At 61.2% G+C, this 18,640-nt stretch carries 18 protein-coding genes and 1 tRNA gene; 13 read left to right on the plus strand and 6 right to left on the minus strand.

What is annotated here, in order from left to right:
• Positions 1-9: 9 nt before the first annotated feature.
• Together NKJ01_RS12160 and NKJ01_RS12165 are read right to left on the minus strand one after the other, a co-directional pair.
• A complete protein-coding gene (locus NKJ01_RS12160; protein ID WP_352728183.1) occupies positions 10-1,122 on the minus strand; it encodes a pyridoxal phosphate-dependent aminotransferase in 1,113 nt (370 codons plus the stop codon).
• A 136-nt stretch (positions 1,123-1,258) separates the two neighbouring features.
• The gene (locus tag NKJ01_RS12165) at positions 1,259-2,440 is read right to left on the minus strand and encodes a porin (RefSeq protein WP_352728185.1); all 1,182 of its coding nucleotides are present in this window, start codon (positions 2,438-2,440) and stop codon (positions 1,259-1,261) included.
• Positions 2,441-2,910: 470 nt separating this feature from the next.
• Here NKJ01_RS12165 and NKJ01_RS12170 point away from each other — a divergent pair.
• From NKJ01_RS12170 to NKJ01_RS12185, 4 genes are all read left to right on the plus strand, one after another.
• Positions 2,911-3,001 (plus strand) — tRNA-Ser (locus NKJ01_RS12170).
• A gap of 220 nt (positions 3,002-3,221) precedes the next feature.
• Positions 3,222-3,464 (plus strand): GIY-YIG nuclease family protein, encoded by a 243-nt coding sequence (locus NKJ01_RS12175; RefSeq protein ID WP_352728187.1) that lies wholly within the window; start codon positions 3,222-3,224, stop codon positions 3,462-3,464.
• A 135-nt stretch (positions 3,465-3,599) separates the two neighbouring features.
• The gene (locus NKJ01_RS12180; protein ID WP_352728189.1) at positions 3,600-4,700 is read left to right on the plus strand and encodes a porin; all 1,101 of its coding nucleotides are present in this window, start codon (positions 3,600-3,602) and stop codon (positions 4,698-4,700) included.
• Positions 4,701-4,941: 241 nt separating this feature from the next.
• Positions 4,942-6,030, plus strand: coding sequence for a tyrosine-type recombinase/integrase (locus tag NKJ01_RS12185; RefSeq protein WP_352728191.1), 1,089 nt, complete (start codon positions 4,942-4,944; stop codon positions 6,028-6,030).
• 61 nt (positions 6,031-6,091) lie between these two features.
• On the opposite strand, the gene NKJ01_RS12190 is transcribed toward NKJ01_RS12185, so the two are convergent.
• The gene (locus tag NKJ01_RS12190) at positions 6,092-6,991 is read right to left on the minus strand and encodes an alpha/beta fold hydrolase (RefSeq protein ID WP_352728193.1); all 900 of its coding nucleotides are present in this window, start codon (positions 6,989-6,991) and stop codon (positions 6,092-6,094) included.
• 336 nt (positions 6,992-7,327) lie between these two features.
• On the minus strand, positions 7,328-9,379 hold the full coding sequence (locus NKJ01_RS12195; protein ID WP_352728195.1) for a lytic transglycosylase domain-containing protein: 2,052 nt from the start codon (positions 9,377-9,379) through the stop codon (positions 7,328-7,330).
• A gap of 291 nt (positions 9,380-9,670) precedes the next feature.
• Between NKJ01_RS12195 and dapA the strand changes: the two genes are divergently transcribed.
• The 3 genes from dapA to NKJ01_RS12210 are packed head-to-tail and all read left to right on the plus strand — an operon-like array spanning position 9,671 to position 11,801.
• On the plus strand, positions 9,671-10,552 hold the full coding sequence (gene dapA / locus NKJ01_RS12200; protein WP_031261019.1) for a 4-hydroxy-tetrahydrodipicolinate synthase: 882 nt from the start codon (positions 9,671-9,673) through the stop codon (positions 10,550-10,552).
• Between the two features lie 25 nt (positions 10,553-10,577).
• Positions 10,578-11,057, plus strand: a complete 480-nt coding sequence (smpB, locus tag NKJ01_RS12205; protein WP_256745670.1) for an SsrA-binding protein SmpB — start codon at positions 10,578-10,580, stop codon at positions 11,055-11,057.
• 33 nt (positions 11,058-11,090) lie between these two features.
• Positions 11,091-11,801 carry a glycoside hydrolase family 25 protein gene (locus NKJ01_RS12210; RefSeq protein WP_352728197.1) on the plus strand — a complete coding sequence of 237 codons (711 nt, stop codon included), beginning with the start codon at positions 11,091-11,093 and terminating at the stop codon, positions 11,799-11,801.
• Between the two features lie 39 nt (positions 11,802-11,840).
• Here the strand turns inward: NKJ01_RS12210 and NKJ01_RS12215 are convergent, their stop codons facing one another.
• Both NKJ01_RS12215 and NKJ01_RS12220 read right to left on the minus strand, forming a co-directional pair.
• Positions 11,841-12,497, minus strand: a complete 657-nt coding sequence (locus NKJ01_RS12215; RefSeq protein ID WP_352728199.1) for a uracil-DNA glycosylase — start codon at positions 12,495-12,497, stop codon at positions 11,841-11,843.
• A gap of 11 nt (positions 12,498-12,508) precedes the next feature.
• Complete coding sequence (locus NKJ01_RS12220; RefSeq protein ID WP_023762095.1) at positions 12,509-13,090, minus strand: LabA-like NYN domain-containing protein; 582 nt, start codon at positions 13,088-13,090, stop codon at positions 12,509-12,511.
• A 328-nt stretch (positions 13,091-13,418) separates the two neighbouring features.
• On the opposite strand from NKJ01_RS12220, the gene rpoZ reads away from it, so the two are divergent.
• The 6 genes from rpoZ to acpS all read left to right on the plus strand — a co-directional run bounded on the left by rpoZ (position 13,419) and on the right by acpS (position 18,615).
• Positions 13,419-13,820, plus strand: a complete 402-nt coding sequence (gene rpoZ / locus NKJ01_RS12225) for a DNA-directed RNA polymerase subunit omega (RefSeq protein WP_023762094.1) — start codon at positions 13,419-13,421, stop codon at positions 13,818-13,820.
• A gap of 128 nt (positions 13,821-13,948) precedes the next feature.
• On the plus strand, positions 13,949-16,177 hold the full coding sequence (locus tag NKJ01_RS12230; RefSeq protein WP_023762093.1) for a RelA/SpoT family protein: 2,229 nt from the start codon (positions 13,949-13,951) through the stop codon (positions 16,175-16,177).
• 151 nt (positions 16,178-16,328) lie between these two features.
• Entirely contained in the window at positions 16,329-16,907 is a 579-nt protein-coding gene (pyrE, locus tag NKJ01_RS12235; RefSeq protein ID WP_023762092.1) for an orotate phosphoribosyltransferase, read from the plus strand.
• Positions 16,908-16,973: 66 nt separating this feature from the next.
• On the plus strand, positions 16,974-17,354 hold the full coding sequence (locus NKJ01_RS12240) for a VOC family protein (protein WP_352728226.1): 381 nt from the start codon (positions 16,974-16,976) through the stop codon (positions 17,352-17,354).
• A gap of 251 nt (positions 17,355-17,605) precedes the next feature.
• On the plus strand, positions 17,606-18,205 hold the full coding sequence (locus tag NKJ01_RS12245; RefSeq protein WP_352599223.1) for a DUF2062 domain-containing protein: 600 nt from the start codon (positions 17,606-17,608) through the stop codon (positions 18,203-18,205).
• The gene (acpS, locus tag NKJ01_RS12250; RefSeq protein ID WP_023762088.1) at positions 18,202-18,615 is read left to right on the plus strand and encodes a holo-ACP synthase; all 414 of its coding nucleotides are present in this window, start codon (positions 18,202-18,204) and stop codon (positions 18,613-18,615) included. Before NKJ01_RS12245 ends, acpS begins: the two co-directional genes overlap by 4 nt.
• Positions 18,616-18,640: the final 25 nt, after the last annotated feature.

The raw sequence follows: 18,640 nt of genomic DNA on the forward strand, positions 1-18,640 counted from the left end.
TGCCTACTCCTAGTTCCCTCGCGCTGCGGTGAGTGCGCCCGGCAGTTCCTCGGCAAAGATGTCCAACTCGTGATCGAGGCCGACGCTGACCCGGATGCAGCGGTCGAGCCGTGGCACCATCGGCTTGCGGATGAAAACGTCGCGCGACAGCAGGCCTTGCAGCACTTTCAGCGCAAAGGCGCCATCGCCGCCGCAGTCGATGGTGACGAAATTGGTTGCCGATTCCAGTGGCTTCAACCCGTTCTGCTCGGCGATGCCGGCTATGCGTCGGCGGCCGGCAGCCACCCGCGCCACCACGCTCCTCAGATAGTCCTGATCGGCAAGCGCCTCGACGCCGGCGATCTGCGCCATGCGGCTGACGCCGTAATGGTTGCGGATCTTCTCGAAGTCACGGATCACCTGGGCCTCGGCCACCGCATAGCCGCAGCGTATGCCGGCGAGCCCATAAGCCTTCGAGAAGGTGCGCATGCGGATGACGTTCGGGCGGGAGATATCGATCGGCGGCAATGCCGAGGGCGGCCCGAGTTCGCCATAGGCCTCATCGAGCACCAGCATGGTGGTTTCCGGCAGCGCCTCGATGAAGCGGATAATCTCGCCCGCGTCCCACCAACTGCCCATCGGATTGTCCGGGTTGGACAGGTAGACCAGCGGCGCCTTATCCTTGCGTACTGCCGCCAGCAGGCCGTCCAGGCTTTCGTTGTCGCTCTCGTAGGCGACCGTAACCAGCCGCCCGCCGACACCGGCAATATGGAAGTTGAAGGTCGGATAGGCGCCGAGTGAGGTGACCACGGCACCGCCCGGCGCCACATACATGCGGGCCACCAGGCTGAGAAGGCCGTCTATGCCTTCGCCAACCACGATGTTCTCGGCCTTCACGCCGTGATGCGCGGCAACCGCCACTTTCAGGTCGTGATTGTCGGGATCGCAATACATCCACATGTCGCGGGCGATTCCGGCCATGCGCTCGATAACGCGCGGCGAGGGCCCAAAACTGCTCTCATTGGCACCGATGCGGGCGCGAAAAGCGCGGCCGCGCTCGCGCTCCTGCGCTTCGGGTCCGACAAAAGGCACCGTCGAGGGAAGTGCGTCGACGAGAGGCGTGAGGGGAGGGCGCTGGCGCATGGCGAAGGCTCACTTGAAAGGGGCCTTCTTGCTAGCCTGCCCGCATGATCGGTGCAAGTTGCCGATCAAGCCGCAATTCAATCAAAAAACCCGGCGGTTGCCCGCCGGGTTTTCAATTTCGCCGAAGCGAAATTTATTAGAACGAGCGCTGGAAGCGGAGGAGACCGCCGACGCTGCTCTTCTTGGTGGCGCCAGTCCAGTTGGAGAAGTCGGCGTCGTCGAACTTGCCTGCATTGAGGTAGTCGACTTCGGCCGTGACGGTGAAGCCAGGAACAACATCATAGGCGATGTTCGCTGCGACGCCGAGGTTCTTCCATTCGTCATACGAGATCTGAGCGTTGAACGAGGTCTTCTCGTTGAACTTGTAGGTGCCACCGCCCCACACTGCCCAGTTGCCGCCCCACTGCTTGAAGAAGCCGCGACCGCCAGCCGGAACGGCCCAGGTCGGATCCGAGAGATTGTCATCGGAACCATAGCCGCCCATGACCCACAGCTGTATGGCGTCGCTGGCATTCACGTCCAAGCGCACCTTGCCGGCGACTTCTTCGTAGTTGCTGTCATAAGCCACGACACCGGTGATGGCGCCCCAGCCCTGCGTATACTTCACGCCGCCGACGACATGCGGAACGTAGCTGTCGATCGTGCCAACCTCGCCTGCGCCTTCTTCGAGAGAGACCACGGCCGAGAAGCCGTTGCCAGCGTCGAAGTAGTACTGGACGACGTTGGTGTCGAAATCGCCGTAGGGAACCAGCGTATCCTGGATGACGTTGCCGGCGTAGCCGATGAACGTATTGAAGGCCGATTCGTCCTTACCGACGCGCAGGCCACCAAGCTGGATCCAGGCGAAATTCAACGAAACGCCCTTCATGCCGGCACTGTTGACGGAGCCGCCATTATCCACGCCCTCACCCAGAGGGGTGCTGCCCAGATCGGATTGGTGATTGCCGAAGTTCCAGCGGGTCTCGGTGTAGGTCTTCAAGGTGCCGAGCTCGGTTTCCTGACCGGTCCAGGTCTTCAGCGTGAAGCGGGCGTTCTTGTACCAGGTGTCGTTGCTTTTACCACCATCCTCGTGATCGGCGCTTGTCGCTCCGTCGAACGAGCCTACGTCGCCACCGCCGATGTCGTAACGGACATAGCCGCCGATGCGCAGGCAGGTCTCGGTGCCGGGGATGTAGAAGTAGCCAGCGCCGTAGACGTCGCAGATCTTGACGTATTCAGCGGGTTCCGGCTCGGCGACGACGACGGCGTCGGCGGCGCGCGCACCGGAAACTGCGATCAGGGCCGCAGCGGAGCCGAGGAGAAGGCTCTTAATGTTCATTTTCTGACCTCCAGTCAAAAGTTAAAAAACGGGTCTGGGTATTCTTTGCTGAAGGACAGCGTTCCCTGCCCCATCCCCACTACCGAAAAAGATGCGCACCGCGCCGCTTCCTCGAAACCGACATTACCCATGAGGCGGCGGCGTTCAACCACGATCGTACCGGCGAAAGGGCTGTTCGGCTGCTATCCCCTGGCGTTGTTGCACAAATGACACGATTTGGCCTCACTCAGAAAGCTCTCGTTAACCATCGGGGCCGTCGCAACCCTTGTTTGCCGCCGAATCCGGCGATCGGCTGACGGAATCATGGCCATGTCCCGAGTCGCTAGCCAGAAAACCGCCGCAGAACCGCCGCATCCTTGGAAGCCGCGCAACGGCGCGTTGCTATTTTTTCAGATAATGGCTTCTTTTTCCGAGATATTGGCTGGGGCTTGTTGATTGTGCCCGCGCTTTTCTTTATCCAGCGGCGCAACGGAGAGGTGGCCGAGTGGTCGAAGGCGCTCCCCTGCTAAGGGAGTAGAGGTCAAAAGCTTCTCGTGGGTTCGAATCCCATCCTCTCCGCCATCCTGCTTCGCGCTGCGCGCTTCGCAGGACAAGCCTCCCCTCCGTATAGCAGGATGCCCTACGAAGCCTCGGCGAAGGAGGGCCTTAAATCCTAGCAAAAACAATGCTTCGCGCTGCTTGGGACACGTCTTCCTTCCGCGAAGCGGGAGGTCTTCCTGGACCCTGGAATCCTTGCAAGACAGGTTTGGCAGTCTGCCTGCCGAGTCAAGGAGGGTGGTTCGTGTGGTATGTATACCGGCTGGAGAGCAAGGCAGTGGGAGGTGAACGCTATATCGGCGTGACTTCCGACCTGAAGCGGCGGTTTGCCGAGCATAACGCCGGAAAATCCAGCCATACGTCCAAGTTCCTGCCACGGCGGATCGTCACGTATATCGGCTTCTCGAATCGAGCCAGGTCGACTTCATTCGAGCGTTATCTCAAATCCGGCTCCGGCCACGCTTTCGCCAACAAACATGTGTGGTGATGTCTGCATTGCGCTCTTCGAGGCGGCGAAAAATCCAGCCATTCCCAGAGAAAGCCCAGCAATAACAAACCTTTGCCGCAGAAAAACACGCAGCCGAAGGGCAGTTCTTGTTCGATTCTGACTGGAGGTCAGAAAATGAACATTAAGAGCCTTCTCCTCGGCTCCGCTGCGGCCCTGATCGCAGTTTCCGGTGCGCGCGCCGCCGACGCCGTCGTCGTCGCCGAGCCGGAACCCGCTGAATACGTCAAGATCTGCGACGTCTACGGCGCTGGCTACTTCTACATCCCCGGCACCGAGACCTGCCTGCGCATCGGCGGCTATGTCCGCTACACCATCGGCGCGGGTGACATCAACGGCGTCCAGAACGTTCCGGACCACATGGGTGACGGCGAGCACGACACCTACTACAAGCAAGCCCGCTTCACGCTGAGGACCTGGACCGGCCAGGAAACCGAACCCGGCACCTTGAAGACCTACACCGAGACCCGCTTCAATTTCGCCAACAGCAGCGGCGACTACGCGCTTGGCGGCACTGGCTGGCAGGCTGGCAACACAGCCGTCGCGCTGAACTTCGCCTGGATCCAGCTCGGTGGCCTCCGCGTCGGTAAGGATGAAACGGCATTCCAGACCTTCATCGGTTACGCCGGTAACGTCATCGACGACGATATCGTTGCTGACGGTCCGTACGATACCAATGTCGTCCAGTACTACTTCGACGCTGGCAACGGCTTCTCGGCCGTGGTCTCTCTCGAAGAAGGCGCAGGCGATGACACGATCGACAGCTACGTTCCGCATGTCGTCGGCGGCGTGAAGTACACGCAGGGCTGGGGCGCGATCACCGGCGTCGTTGCTTATGACAGCAACTACGAAGAAGTTTCCGGCAAGGTCCGCTTGGACGTGACCGCGTCTGACGCTCTGTCGCTGTTCATCATGGCCGGTTACGGCACTGGCGACGACAATGTCTTCAGCGGCGGTCATGACTTCTACAAGAAGTGGGACGGCAGTTGGGCGGTCTGGGGCGGCGGCTCCTACAAGTTCAACGAGAAGGCCTCGTTCAATGCTCAGCTTGCGTATGATGAGGGCAAGAAATTCGCGCTGGCTGCCAACATTGCCTACGACATCGTTCCCGGCCTCACGGTCACGGCCGAAGTTGATTACGTCAACCTTGGCGACAGCGAATTCCACGCCAGCGATGACGGCTTCGGCGGTCTCCTCCGCTTCCAGCGCTCGTTCTAAGGGCTGGTTTCTTACAGGTGAAATCCAGCCCGGGCGCTTCAACGCCCGGGCTGTTTTTGTTTCGTGACTGGACTTGGTCAGGAAGAAGGAAAAGGGGGAATCGGTAGCTGAAAAAGTCTGAAGGTGATTTCGTGGGATCCTCCCTCGGGTGGATGAGATCGACCGTCCGACTTAAAACTCTTGAAAGGATGTCTCCGAGCGGCTAGGTCTGGACCTAATCCACTGGGGGGCGTGGCTCACAATGACAAACGAAGCTATTCAAGAGGGTATTCCCTCTGATCATTTTGCGGTATTCTCTTCTCAGAACTCGAAGTTTAAATACACGTACAACAAGATAAGAGAAGTAAAGTCGCACAGGGTTGGAGATCTTTTTTCAGCATATCGGGATATATTGTGGGATGACGGGCGGCATAAGTACAATGTCAGCTCGTTCATCGGCGAAATAGATGAAATTCTCCTTGGGGAGCGTTTCAGCGCCTTTGACCAGAGTACCCTGGACAACCTTATCGGCACCTTGCGCCAGCGCGGCAACAGCAACGCAACCATCAATCGAAAGATGGCTGCTCTCAGCAAACTGCTGCGCAAGGCTCATAAAATGGGAGATATCCACAGCCTGCCCGAGTTCCGCCGCCAGAAGGAGCGGGCGGGGCGGATTCGTTTCCTCGAGAGAGACGAAGAGGCCAGGCTGTTCGCCGCCATCAAGAGCCGCAGCGAGGACGCTTATAGGCTTTCCGTCTTCCTGGTCGATAGCGGATGCCGTCTCGGTGAAGCGCTCGGGCTGATCTGGAATGACATTCAGGAGCATCGCGTCAGTTTCTGGATCACCAAATCCGGTCGCAGCCGCACCATTCCGATGACCGAGCGGGTCAAGGAGGTCATCAAGCTGCCGCCCGCCGAAGGCCGCCGGCCCAAGGGACCGTTCACCAAGCTCAGCCAGGCACAGTTCCGTGCCATCTGGAACGATGCAAAGGCCGAAGTCGGCCTCGGCGCCGACGACCAGGTGGTGCCGCACATATTGCGCCACACCTGCGCCTCGCGTCTTGTCCAGGGCGGCATCGACATCAGGCGCGTGCAAATGTGGCTAGGCCACCAGACGCTGTCGATGACCATGCGCTACGCGCATCTGGCCACCAACGATCTCGACGGCTGTGTCATCGTGCTGGAAACGCCTCGATCGGCCCAGCCGGCCGGCAACTGCGCGCAAGGCTCCGTGTTTTCATCGCCTGTGACGGTGCCTTCGTCGCCGACCGCAGCGCGGAAACCAAGGGGCGAAGCCGCTGCGGCAAAGGAATTGCCGAAAGCGCCCAGGAAAAGTGCAAAAGCCAAATAGCGACTGGAAGAGCAAGTCTATACTATAGTAGTTTTGGCGGGACGCTGTTTCTTCTTGGACTTTATTCAGGGCTATTCTGCTGTTCGGCCCGGTCGAGAAAAGCTGCAATGTCGTCGGGCAGGCTGCTGGTCTCGAGGAATGGTGCATGGCCCTGACCCGCGACGGTTATCGCTTCCATCTTGGAATGGCGCTCTCTCATCCGTTGCAGCGTGTCTGTGGACAGCAACTTCGAATTGGCGCCGCGTATGGTGAGCAGAGGAATCGCGGCCAACGCCTCGAATTGCGGCCATAGATCAGGCAGCGGCTGCGTCAGGTCGAGACTGGCAACTGTGTCGACCAGCTTCGGGTCGAAATCCGGCACCAGGCCACCGTCCGTTTCGCGGTAGAGGGCCCATACCATCCGATCCCAATCCGCCCCGGCAAGGGCAGGGAAGTCCTTGCCATGCACGCTGCGCTGGGCGGCAGTCGCCTGTGCGCGGGTTTTCGGTGTCCGCTCGCGCTCGAGATAAGACTGGATATGGGCAAGCCCATTCGCCTCGATCACCGGGCCGATGTCGTTGAAAACAATGGCTTTCAGCGTAGCCGGCCGCATCATCCCAAGCACATGGATGATCAACCCGCCGCGCGACGTGCCGATGAAGGCCCCCTCGTTGACGCCGAGCGCCGCCAGCCCGGCAAGGACGTCGCCAGCCTCGACGCCGACATTGTAGTTTTTGACGTCCGGGTCGTAGGCGGATTTCCCGCGCCCGCGATAGTCGAAAGCGATGACTTTGCGCGGTTGCTTCGCGCTGCCTGAAAGGTAGAGCGCGAGCTCATGGAAGTCGCGCGCGTTGCGGGTGAGCCCGGGTAGGCAAACGACCGGCCAACCGGTGGCATTTGCCTCGCCATAAATCCGGGCGTGAAGCTTGAGCCCATCCGTTGAGGCATAGAAAAAATCGGAAAAGCCTTCGTGGTTTGGCATGCTGATTCCCCCGTCGTGTAGATCGTCTGCGACTGCTACAGGCGGCGGCACGGACGGTCAAATTGAAGGAAGTAGCGCGGGAAATTTTGAAATTTGGCGGGACAGCACCCCCCTCTGGCCTGCCGGCCATCTCCCCCGCAAGGAGGGAGATTGGCAGCGTCGGCGCTCAGCCCATCCTGTTGTGTTGGAGATTGGCAAAGGCCGGCGTGACATTCGATCTCCCCACTTGCGGGGGAGATGGCCGGCAGGGCAGAGGGGGGTGTGAAGGGACTCGATTCAAAGATGTCGAGCGCTGGGCAAATACCGCAACAAGATGGCGGCCACATCTATCATGCCTCAATTCCGCCCGTTCACCAGGTCTCCAACAATGTCGTATTTGCCCGAAATACGCATCTTGTAGACCTCGTAATTCTCCATCACGCGCTGCACGTAACTTCTTGTTTCTGTGTAGGGAATCCGCTCGATCCAGTCGACGACCGCATCGATGTCCTTACCGCGCGGGTCGCCGTATCGGGCCACCCACTGGCTGGCCCGGTTTGGGCCGGCATTGTAGCCGGCGAAAGTCAGTACGTAGGAGCCGTTGAAGCGTTCGAGCTGCTCGCCGAGGAACGCGGCGCCCAGCGTCGCATTGTAACCGGCGTCGGTGGTCAGCCGCATCTGCGAAAACTGCAATCCGGCCTTCTTCGCCAATTGCTTGGCGGTTCCCGGCATCAGCTGCAGCAGCCCGCGCGCGCCTGCGCTCGAAACGGCGCCGATGTTGAACTCGCTTTCCTGGCGCGCGATCGCATAGGCCAGCGCCTTGCCCGAGCCGGAAATATCGGCCGAATCGGGAATGACGCCGAGCGGATGCGACAGCGCGCCGACATCGATGCCACGCGCGCCGGCAATCTTGCCGATTTTCAGCGCCATGAAATGGTTGCCCTGCTTTTCCGCAAGGACAGCCAGCAGCGCCAGTTCGCCCGGACTGGTCAACTGCCCGGCAAGGTCGCGATAGAGCGTCTCGGCGTAGCGGTCGTAGCCTGCTTCTTGCAGCCGCTTGATGGCGCTGACCGCCTCGCGGCCGGCAAAAGTCTGCCGGTCGGCGGCACTTGGCGAGGGATAGACGATGTTCAGCGCCTGCCGGCCGACACGTTCGGCGGCAAGCTGGCCGTAAAATGTCGTTCCGTAGGCAGCGGCGCGTGCAAAATAGTCCTTGGCGTTGCCCGGGCCACCGACTTCCGCCGCACGGCCGAGCCAGTAATAGGCACGCGACAGCGTCATTGGCCCCTGCGCTAGGTCGGCGATGAGCTCGAAATGCGTTGCCGCGAGCTTGGGGTCGTTCAGGCCACGCAGCGCGTACCAGCCGGCATGGAATTCGGCGTCCACCGCATTGGTGGCACTTTCGGCGGCGTGGCTTGCGACGATCCGGTAGGCCGTCTTCATGTCGCCCTGGTCGACCAGTTGGCGCGACAACACCCGGCGCTCGACCCACCAGGCATCCGGATCGACCAGAGCATCGCGATCGGTCGGTGCCTGCATCACAATGGCTGCGGCGCCGGCAAAATCCTGTTGCTTGCGCCGATATTCGGCTTGCGCGAACAAATAGCCGGCCGAACGTTGTGCCGCCGGCACCGCCTTCAGCAGTTTGGCAGCGCTCTTGTCCCCTTTACCGACCGCTGCCCAGGCGTCCGCAAGCTGGCGCGCGCCGGCGAGATCGGCGATACGCAGTGCGGAATTTGCGCGGTCGGCATAGAACATGCGCTCCATGCGAAAACGGTGATCGGCAGCCGGGATCAAGCTGCCGAACTCCTTGATCAGCGCCGTCTCATCCTTGGCCTCCAGGATAGTGGTGCGCCAGAACGGCGACAGCACCGAACGCGCCGCCTTGACATTGCCCGATGCCACATAGGCGCGGGCAAGCGCCATCACGCCTTCGAATGTCTGCGGCTGGCTGCCGTCGAATGCCGCAATGATGACGTCTGGGGCAGGGTTCTCGCGATAAAGTGCGCGCTCGCTGTTCTTGCGCAGCGCGACGGTGCCCGGCCAGTTGGGCAGCATCTTCGCCGCGGCGGCAATGTCGCCGCTCGGAACCTTGTCGCCGCCGTAAAGCGCGATCGCCCAGGCAAGGATGTGCTGGTCGAGCGAATGGGCGGGAAGGGCATCGCGCACCGCACGGGCGCTGGTACTGTCGCCAGCCGCCAGCGCATCCAGCCCGCTCTTCAAAAGGGCGACGCCGGGCGAGGCATCTTCTTGCGCTTTGTCCCGCAGACCGGGCATCGGAATGGCCGAGCTTGGCAACGGAATGGCCGAAGTGAGCTGTACATCGACGCTACCGCCGATCGCCATGCCCGGCATCAGCGAGAGCGTGGCGCCAAGCAGCGCGAAGAGGTGAGGCCGACTGGCCAGCATGATCTTTACGTCTTTCCCTGTCCTGGCATTCTACCAGCAGGCCGAGAAGGCTCGAAGCCTAAACTTAGGTCGTGAAGAGCTCGTAAACAAAGAGTTAGCGAGGCCGTTCGAATTGCGCGCTGACACCACGGCAATGCTTGCCGCGCAACAATGTCGAGACTATGGTGCGCCGCTTCGCTTTCGGCTAGAAGGCGCGCACGACAAAACACCGATGCATGTCGCCCAAGAACTGGATACCGGTTTTGGGACGATGGCCTGCATAAACAATGAAGTCCCAAGGAGTTGGACGATATGCTGAGAGGCTCGCTTACTGCGCTCGTGACACCGTTCGAAAAGAGCGGGCGTTTCGACGAGAAAGCCTTTCGCGCGTTCGTCGAATGGCAACTCGCGGAGGGCACGGCGGGACTGGTTCCCGTGGGCACGACCGGCGAGTCGCCGACGCTGTCGCATGACGAGCATCGCCAGGTCGTCAAGGTGTGCATCGAGGTGGCCAAGGGACGCGTTCCGGTCGTCGCCGGTGCCGGTTCCAACAACACCGAGGAAGCCGTTGGCCTGGTACAATATGCCGAAAAGGCCGGCGCCGATGCCGCCCTGGTCGTCACGCCCTATTACAACAAGCCGACACAACGCGGCCTGTACGAGCACTTCGCGGCTGTCGCCAGGGCGACCAAGCTGCCGATCATCATCTACAACATCCCGCCGCGCTCGGTGATCGACATGATGCCGGAGACGATGGGCCGGCTCGCGCACGACTTCAAGAACATCGTCGGCGTCAAGGATGCAACCGGCAAGGTCGAACGGGTCTCCGAGCAGCGCGCGACATGTGGCAAGGATTTCATCCAGCTTTCGGGCGAGGACGCTTCGGCGCTTGGTTTCAATGCGCATGGCGGCGTCGGCTGCATCTCGGTGACCTCGAACGTCGCGCCGCGGCTGTGTGCCGAATTCCAGGAGGCGACCCTGTCCGGCGACAGCGCGAAGGCACTGGAACTACAGGACCGTTTGCTGCCGCTGCACAAGGCGATCTTCGTCGAGCCTGGCGTTTCCGGCGCCAAATATGCGCTGTCGCAGCTGGGCAAGGTCGAGAATGTGCTGCGCTCGCCGCTGGTCACGATCGAACAGTCGACCGCCGAGAAGATCGATGCGGCCATGAAGCACGCCGGCTTGATTAATTAGCGATGAGGCGCCACCTCTCCACATCATGAATCAAGTCAGAAAAGCCGATCCCAACAACAAGACTGTTTCGGAAAACCGCAAGGCGCGGTTTTCCTACGAGGTGCTCGACACGGTCGAGGCCGGTCTGGTGCTGACCGGCACCGAGGTCAAGTCGCTGCGCCAGGGCCAGGCCAACATCCAGGACAGCTATGCCTCGGTCGAAGGCGGCGAGATCTGGCTGATCAACTCGTATTTGCCGGAATATCTGCAGGCCAACCGGTTCAACCACGAGCCGCGCCGGCGCCGCAAGCTGCTGCTCAACAAGCGCGAGATGGCGAAACTGGCGCAAAGCGTCGACCGCGAAGGCATGACGCTGGTGCCGCTGAAAATCTATTTCAACGATCAGGGCCGCGCAAAGCTGCTGCTCGCGGTCGGTCGCGGCAAGAAGTTGCACGACAAGCGCGAATCCGAGAAGCAGCGCGACTGGTCGCGCGAGAAGGGTCGGCTCTTGAAAGAGCGTGGGTAGGTAAAACAGCGCGGGTAGGCTGGGGCCATTCGTTTGAAGAACCGGATTGTCCTCTTGGGTTTGGCCAGCCTTGCCGTGGGATGTTTGGTCGCAGCGGGCGGCTATTTCTATTTCAGATCATTCTCGCCGGACCGCGATAGATATCCGGTCAGGGGCATCGACGTCTCCCATCATCAGGGCAGGATCGACTGGCGGCGCGTTGCCGCCGACGATGTCGCCTTTGCCGTCATCAAGGCGACGGAAGGCGGTGACCACATCGACGATGCCTTCGCGAGGAATCTGGAAGAGGCCCGGGCTGCCGGTCTGGCTGTCGGCGCCTATCATTTCTTCACCTTCTGCCGGCCAGGTGCCGACCAGGCGAAGAATTTCATCTCGGTGGTACCACGCGATCGGCCCTTGCTGCCGCCGGTCGTCGACATCGAGTTCGGCGGCAACTGTCCGCAGCGGCCAACGCCGGAGCAACTGAGCGCCGAACTGGCCGCGTTCCTCGCCCCCGTCGAAGCGGCGTTCGGCAAGCCGGCAATCATCTATCTGACCGACGAGGCCGCGCGGACCTATGCCGGGCGCATCTCTGTGCGCGCGCTCTGGCTTCGCTCATTGCTTCAGGAGCCGGACCGTGACGACTGGGTCTTGTGGCAATACCACAACAGGGGCCGCGTCGAAGGCATCGATGGCGATGTCGACCTGAATGTGCTGCAGGGTGGGCCTTCGGTGTTGAACGTGCTGTCTGCGCCGCTACGCTGACAGTCTGCCGACGCGAGACTCTATTCCCGCAGACATCCGCTACGTCCGCAGGAATGTCGCTATCTGGCTGAAAACACCAACGAACATCGCCTCGGTCAGCACGCCGGTATTGGTGTTGTAGCGTGAGCAGTGATAGCTCGAAAACAGCGTGATGTTCCCGGCCGGCAGTTGTCCGCCATGCTTGAACGGATAGGCGGCGACACGCCTACCCAGTGCCCGCACGGTCGACTGGTGCGCGATCGATCCCAGCGCCAGCACGGCGCGCAGGTTGGGGAACCGGGCAATCGTCGGCACCAGGAACGTACGGCATGTGGCGATTTCGGCGCCCGCCGGCTTGTTCTCCGGCGGCACGCAGCGCACCGCATTGGTGATCGCCGTGCCGACCAGTTCCAGTCCGTCATCCCGCCGAGCCTTGAACTCGCCGCGTGCAAAGCCGTGCGAAATCAATGTCGAGTAGAGCAGGTCGCCGGCAAAGTCGCCGGTGAAAGGGCGTCCGGTACGGTTGGCACCGCGCAAGCCAGGCGCCAGTCCGACGATAAGCAACCGAACCGTGGCATCGCCTTCCGGCGGCAGGAAAGTCGGCACCGGCGCATTGAACCAGGACGGTTCGCGCTGCCGCCATTCGGCGATGAAATCATGCAGCCGTGGGCAGAGCGGGCAATCGCGATCGGGTTCGGATGCGGAACGGGCGGTCAAAGCGACCGGCCTCAATAGTCGTCCTCGTCGACTTCGGCCGGCTCTGGCCGGCGCACCGGCCGCTCGGACGGATCGCGGCCAACCTCGTTCTTCAGTGTCGTCAGGTCGATGAAATGGTCGGCCTGGCGACGCAGATCGTCGGAGATCATCGGCGGCTGAGAGGCCATGGTCGAGACGATCGACACCTTGCGGCCACGCCGCTGCAGCGCCTCGACCAGCGTGCGGAAATCGCCGTCGCCGGAAAAGATGACGTAGTGGTCGACGACATCAGCGAGTTCCAGCGCATCGACCGTGAGCTCTATGTCCATATTGCCCTTGATCTTGCGGCGGCCCGTCGAGTCGGTGAATTCCTTGGCCGGCTTGGTAACCACCTTGAAGCCGTTATAGTCGAGCCAGTCGATCAGCGGACGGATCGAGGAGTATTCCTGATCCTCGACCAGCGCCGTGTAGTAATAGGCGCGCAGCAGATAACCACGCTTCTGGAAGCTCGCCAGAAGCTTGCGATAGTCGATGTCGAAGCCTAGCGCGCGCGACGTCGCATAGAGATTGGCGCCGTCGATGAATAGGGCGATTTTTTCACGAGGGTCGAACATGGAAAATTATTCCTTCTCGAAATAAATGGCCGTCTTAACGAAATGCGATAGCGACGTTCGGTCAGGCTCATAATAAACCGGCTGACCTCTATGCCATCCGAGATAGCGCCAGTTTCGCGGCAATCCAAGGGCGTGTTGCAGCACAGCAAGCAATTGTGATCGGCACACCGAACGCATACGTACAGGCTGATTTTGCGGAATCGGGTGTTTGACCCAGGGAATGAGTGCCCTGCAGCCCCGCCATTGCCATGATGCTTGTATTTTGGCGGCGTTCGGGTTATGGACCGCGCCTGTTTTCCATCAAATCCATCGCATGAAAGGGGCATCCATGGCCCGCGTAACCGTTGAAGATTGCATCGACAAGGTCGACAACCGCTTCGAGCTGGTGCTGTTGGCCGGCCACCGCGCCCGGCAGATCAGCCAGGGCGCACCGATCACCGTGCCGCGTGACAACGACAAGAACCCGGTCGTGGCGCTGCGCGAGATCGCCGACGAGACACTGTCGCCCGACGACCTCAAGGAAGATCTGATCCATTCGCTGCAGAAGCATGTCGAGGTCGACGAGCCCGAAGCTGATGGCGAAGCGATTGCCGATCAGACCGGCGCCGCCGTCGCGGCCACCGACGCCGACGACACCGAGGAGAACATCACCTTCGATCGCATGACCGAGGAAGATCTCCTGGCAGGCATCGAGGGCCTGGTACCGCCGGAAAAGAGTGACGACTACTAAGCGAGCACTCTGGACCTGCCTGGAATACGTTTCCGGCACTTCCGTCCAGTCAGTTTCGTGGCTATCTATGAGGTGCGCCGTACGCTAGTGCGGCGCATCAATCATTTCACCGCTGCGAGATCCCGCCCATGATGCGTCAGTATGAGCTTGTCGAGCGCGTCCAGCGCTACAAGCCTGACGTCAACGAGGCGTTGCTCAACAAGGCCTATGTCTATGCCATGCAGAAGCATGGCCACCAGAAACGCGCTTCCGGCGATCCCTATTTCTCGCATCCGCTCGAAGTCGCCGCCATCCTTACCGAAATGCATATGGACGAGGCGACGATCGCGGTCGCCCTGCTGCACGACACGATTGAGGACACCACGGCGACTCGGGCCGAGATCGATGAGCTGTTCGGGCCCGAAATGGGCAAGCTGGTCGAGGGACTAACCAAGCTGAAGAAGCTCGACCTCGTGTCGAAGAAGGCCGAGCAGGCGGAAAACCTGCGCAAGCTTCTGCTGGCGATTTCGGAAGACGTCCGTGTGCTTCTGGTCAAGCTCGCCGACCGCCTGCACAACATGCGAACCCTCGACCATATGCCGGAGGCCAAGCGCCTGCGCATTGCCGAGGAGACGATGGACATCTATGCGCCGCTGGCCGGACGCATGGGTATGCAAGGCATGCGCGAAGAGCTCGAGGAGATCGCCTTCCGCTTCATCAATCCGGAGGCCCATCGCGCCGTCACTGCCCGGCTCGCCGAAATCTTCGAGCGCAACAAGGGTGTGCTGTCCGAGATCGAAAAGGCGCTGTCGGGGCTGTTCGAGAAGCATGCGATCAATGCCAGCGTGAAAAGCCGTCAGAAGAAGCCGTGGTCTGTGTTCCGCAAGATGGAGGCCAAGGCGCTGTCCTTCGAGCAGCTGTCAGACATTTTCGGCTTCCGCGTCGTCGTCGACACCATCGAGGACTGCTACCGGGCGCTTGGCGCCATTCACACGACGTGGTCGATGGTGCCGGGCCGCTTCAAGGATTACATTTCGACACCGAAGCAGAATGACTACCGATCGATCCACACCACGATCGTCGGGCCGTCGCGTCAGCGCGTCGAGCTGCAGATCCGCACCCGAGAGATGAACAAGATTGCCGAATACGGCGTCGCCGCCCATTCGATCTACAAGGATACCGGCGGCAAGACGAACGGTGCCGCCCATGCGATCTCGAAAGAGACCAACGCCTACGCCTGGCTGCGGCGCACCATCGAGCAGCTTGCCGAGGGTGACAATCCCGAGGATTTCCTCGAAAACACCAAGCTGGAGCTGTTCCAGGACCAGGTATTTTGCTTCACCCCGAAAGGCATGCTGATTGCGCTGCCGCGCGGCGCGACACCGATCGACTTTGCCTATGCGGTGCATACCGATGTGGGTGACACCTGCGTCGGCGCCAAGGTCAACGGCCGCATCATGCCGCTGATGACGGAACTGAAGAACGGCGACGAGGTCGAGATCATCCGCTCCAAGGCACAGGTGCCGCCGGCGGCGTGGGAATCGGTCGTCGTCACCGGCAAGGCGCGCTCGGCCATCCGCCGCGCCACCAAGAACGCCATCCGCAAGCAATATTCAGGTCTCGGCATCCGCATCCTGGAACGCGCCTTCGAGCGCGCCGGCAAGACTTTCACCAAGGAGAGCCTGAAGCAGGTGCTGCACCGCTTGGCGCGCAAGGACATCGAGGATGTGCTGGCCTCGGTCGGGCGTGGCGAGCTTGCCTCCGCCGACGTCATGAAGGCAGTATTCCCCGACTACAAGGACGAGCGCATCACCACGGCCGCACCCAAGCCGCGCGAGGAGGGCTGGTCGAAGATCCGCAATGCCGCCGGCATGCTATTCCAGATTCCGGGCCGCGCCGCGCGCAAGGACAAGGACCAGCCACGTGATGGCGCCGTGCCGATCCGCGGCGTGCGCGGCGACCTGCCGGTGCGTTTCGCGCCGGAAGGCGCGGTCCCTGGCGACCGCATCGTCGGCATCGTCCAGCCGGGCACCGGCATCACCATCTATCCGATCCAGTCGCCGGCGCTGCAGGCTTTCGATGATCAGCCAGAACGCTGGATCGACGTGCGCTGGGACATTGACGAGCGCACCAAGGAACGCTTTCCGGCGCGCGTCTCGGTCACCGCCATCAATGCACCGGGTTCGCTCGCCGATATCGCCCAGGTGGTGGCATCGAACGACGCCAACATCCACACGCTGTCGATGGTGCGTACCGCGCCCGACTTCACCGAGATGTTGATCGATCTCGAGGTCTGGGATCTGAAGCATCTCAACCGGCTGCTGTCGCAGCTCAAGGACAATACGAGCGTCAGCGACGCACGGCGTGTGAACGGGTGAATAGTGAATGGTGAATAGTGAATAGTGAATAGTGAATAGTGAATAGTGAATAGTAAATAGTAAATAGTAAATAGTAAAGTAAGGTGCTCACTGCCATTCACCATTCACCATTCACCATTCACCATTCACCATTCACCGCATGGAGCAAACAATGAACACTGATGAAGTGCTGGACATTTTCCGCGAGGCCGGTGCTGTTCTGGAAGGGCATTTCATTTTGACCTCGGGCCTGCGCAGTCCGGTCTTCCTGCAGAAGGCGCGCGTGTTCATGCATGCCGACAAGACCGAACGGCTGTGCACGGCGTTGGCCGAGAAGATTCGCGCTGGCGTGCCCGGCAAGATCGACTACGTCGTCGGCCCGGCAATCGGCGGGCTGATCCCGGCGTACGAGACTTCGCGCCATCTCGGCGTGCCGGCGATCTGGGTCGAGCGGGAAGGGGGCGAGTTCCGCCTGCGCCGCTTCGAGATCACCAAGGGCGCGCGCGTCGTCATCGTCGAGGACATCGTCACCACCGGCCTGTCGATCCGCGAGACCGTCGCGTGCCTGCGCGAGCTTGGCGCCGAAGTGGTTGCCGCGGCCTGCATCATCGACCGTTCGGCCGGCAAGACGGATGTCGGCGTGCCGCTGATCGCACTCGCCGAATATGAGGTTCCGGCCTATCCGGCCGACCGGCTGCCGCCGGAGCTGGCCGCCATCCCGGCGATCAAGCCCGGCAGCCGCAACATCTGACCATCCATGTCGCCCAAAAGTGTGCAGCGGTTTTGGGGTAACGAGATGCATGAAAACAAATTGGATATGATAGCCGGCATCGATCATTTCGTGTTGACGGTCGCTTCGCTGGAAGTGACCTGTGACTTTTATCAGCGCGTGCTGGGCTTTGAACGCATCGATACGCCGGGCCGGCCGACAGCACTGGCTTTCGGCACCCAGAAGATCAATGTGCATGAGGTTAGCCGCACCTTCGAGCCGAAAGCCAAGGCGCCGACGCCGGGCTCGGGCGACTTCTGCTTGATCACAGACCGGCCGTTGGGCGAAGTCAGCACCCATCTTGCTGCCAATGATGTGGTGGTGGAACTAGGTCCGGTCGAACGTGTCGGGGCCCGAGGACCGATGATGTCGGTCTATTTCCGCGACCCGGACGGCAATCTGATCGAGGTCAGCGAATACCTCCCATAGCCGCAGGCCAGGCTACGCCTTTCGGCGATCCGACTGTCCGTTCCTTAAATTCGCCGCTATTGTCCAATGTTCGAAGCAAGGACTGCCACCGCGAAGGCGGCAACAAGCGCGCACGAAAGGGTTTGGTTGTTCTCCCGCCAGCGCGTCGCTATATCAAGGTTGCGATTGCCATAGGGTGATCGTCAAGCGCAAGATGTGGCTGTCACGTCCGGCTGAAAGTGCCGGCGCGGAAGCTGTGGAACGGGAACAGAGTGCTTTTTCGACGCCGCAAGCCTGATGGCCTTTTCGAACGGGTGCGCACCTACCTTTGGCCGCGCCGCTCGTTTTCGCGCTCGCTTCAATATTTTTCCAAACGCATCCTGCGGCTGAAGGCCACACCGCACGCGGTGGCGGCCGGCGTCGCTGCCGGCGTCTTCGCTTCGTTCTTTCCCGTCGGCTTCCATTTCATCATCGCCGCCGTCCTGTGCTGGGTGATTGCCGGCAATCTCGTCGCGGCGGCACTCGGCGCGGTGTTCTTCGGCAATCCGCTGACATTTCCTCTGCTGTGGGGCGCCTCCTGGGAAACAGGCAAACTCATCCTGCATGATCGCCTGCCGCAGCACGGGCCGCCGGCACATCTGGGCGAGATGCTGCATAGCCTGTCCTTTGCGCAATTGTGGAAACCTATCCTTGAGCCGATGCTGATCGGCGCGATTCCGCTCGGGTTGGTGTTCGGACTGCTGTTCTATGGCGTCACGCGCTGGGGCATGAACGCTTTCCGCGAGCAGCGGCGCAAGCGCCTGGCCGAGCGTGCACGCCGACATCAGCAATCGTCTCATCCTGGCGCCAGCATCGGTTCCGCCGCACGATGATCATCGGCATCGGCAGCGACCTGATCGATATCAGACGCATCGAGAAGTCGCTGGAACGTCACGGTCGGCGTTTCATCCAGAGAATCTACACCGAGGTCGAAGAGGCCCGCTCCGAGAACCGCCGGGCGCGTGCGGCGTCCTACGCCAAGCGCTTCGCCGCCAAGGAGGCCTGTGCCAAGGCGCTGGGCACCGGTCTGGCGCAGGGCGTGTTCTGGCGCGACATGGGTGTCGTCAACATGCCCAGCGGCGCGCCGACCATGGCGCTGACGGGAGGCGCACAGGCGCGGCTGGCCAAAATCCTGCCAAACGGTCATCGGGCGGCAATCCATCTCACAATCACCGATGATTTCCCGCTCGCCCAAGCCTTTGTGATCATCGAGGCGTTGCCCGTCGAAGAAGCGCCACATTGATTGCATCTGACGACCGGCATTGACG

It is taken from the genome of Mesorhizobium sp. M0276 (assembly GCF_040321755.1).
Lineage (GTDB): Bacteria > Pseudomonadota > Alphaproteobacteria > Rhizobiales > Rhizobiaceae > Mesorhizobium.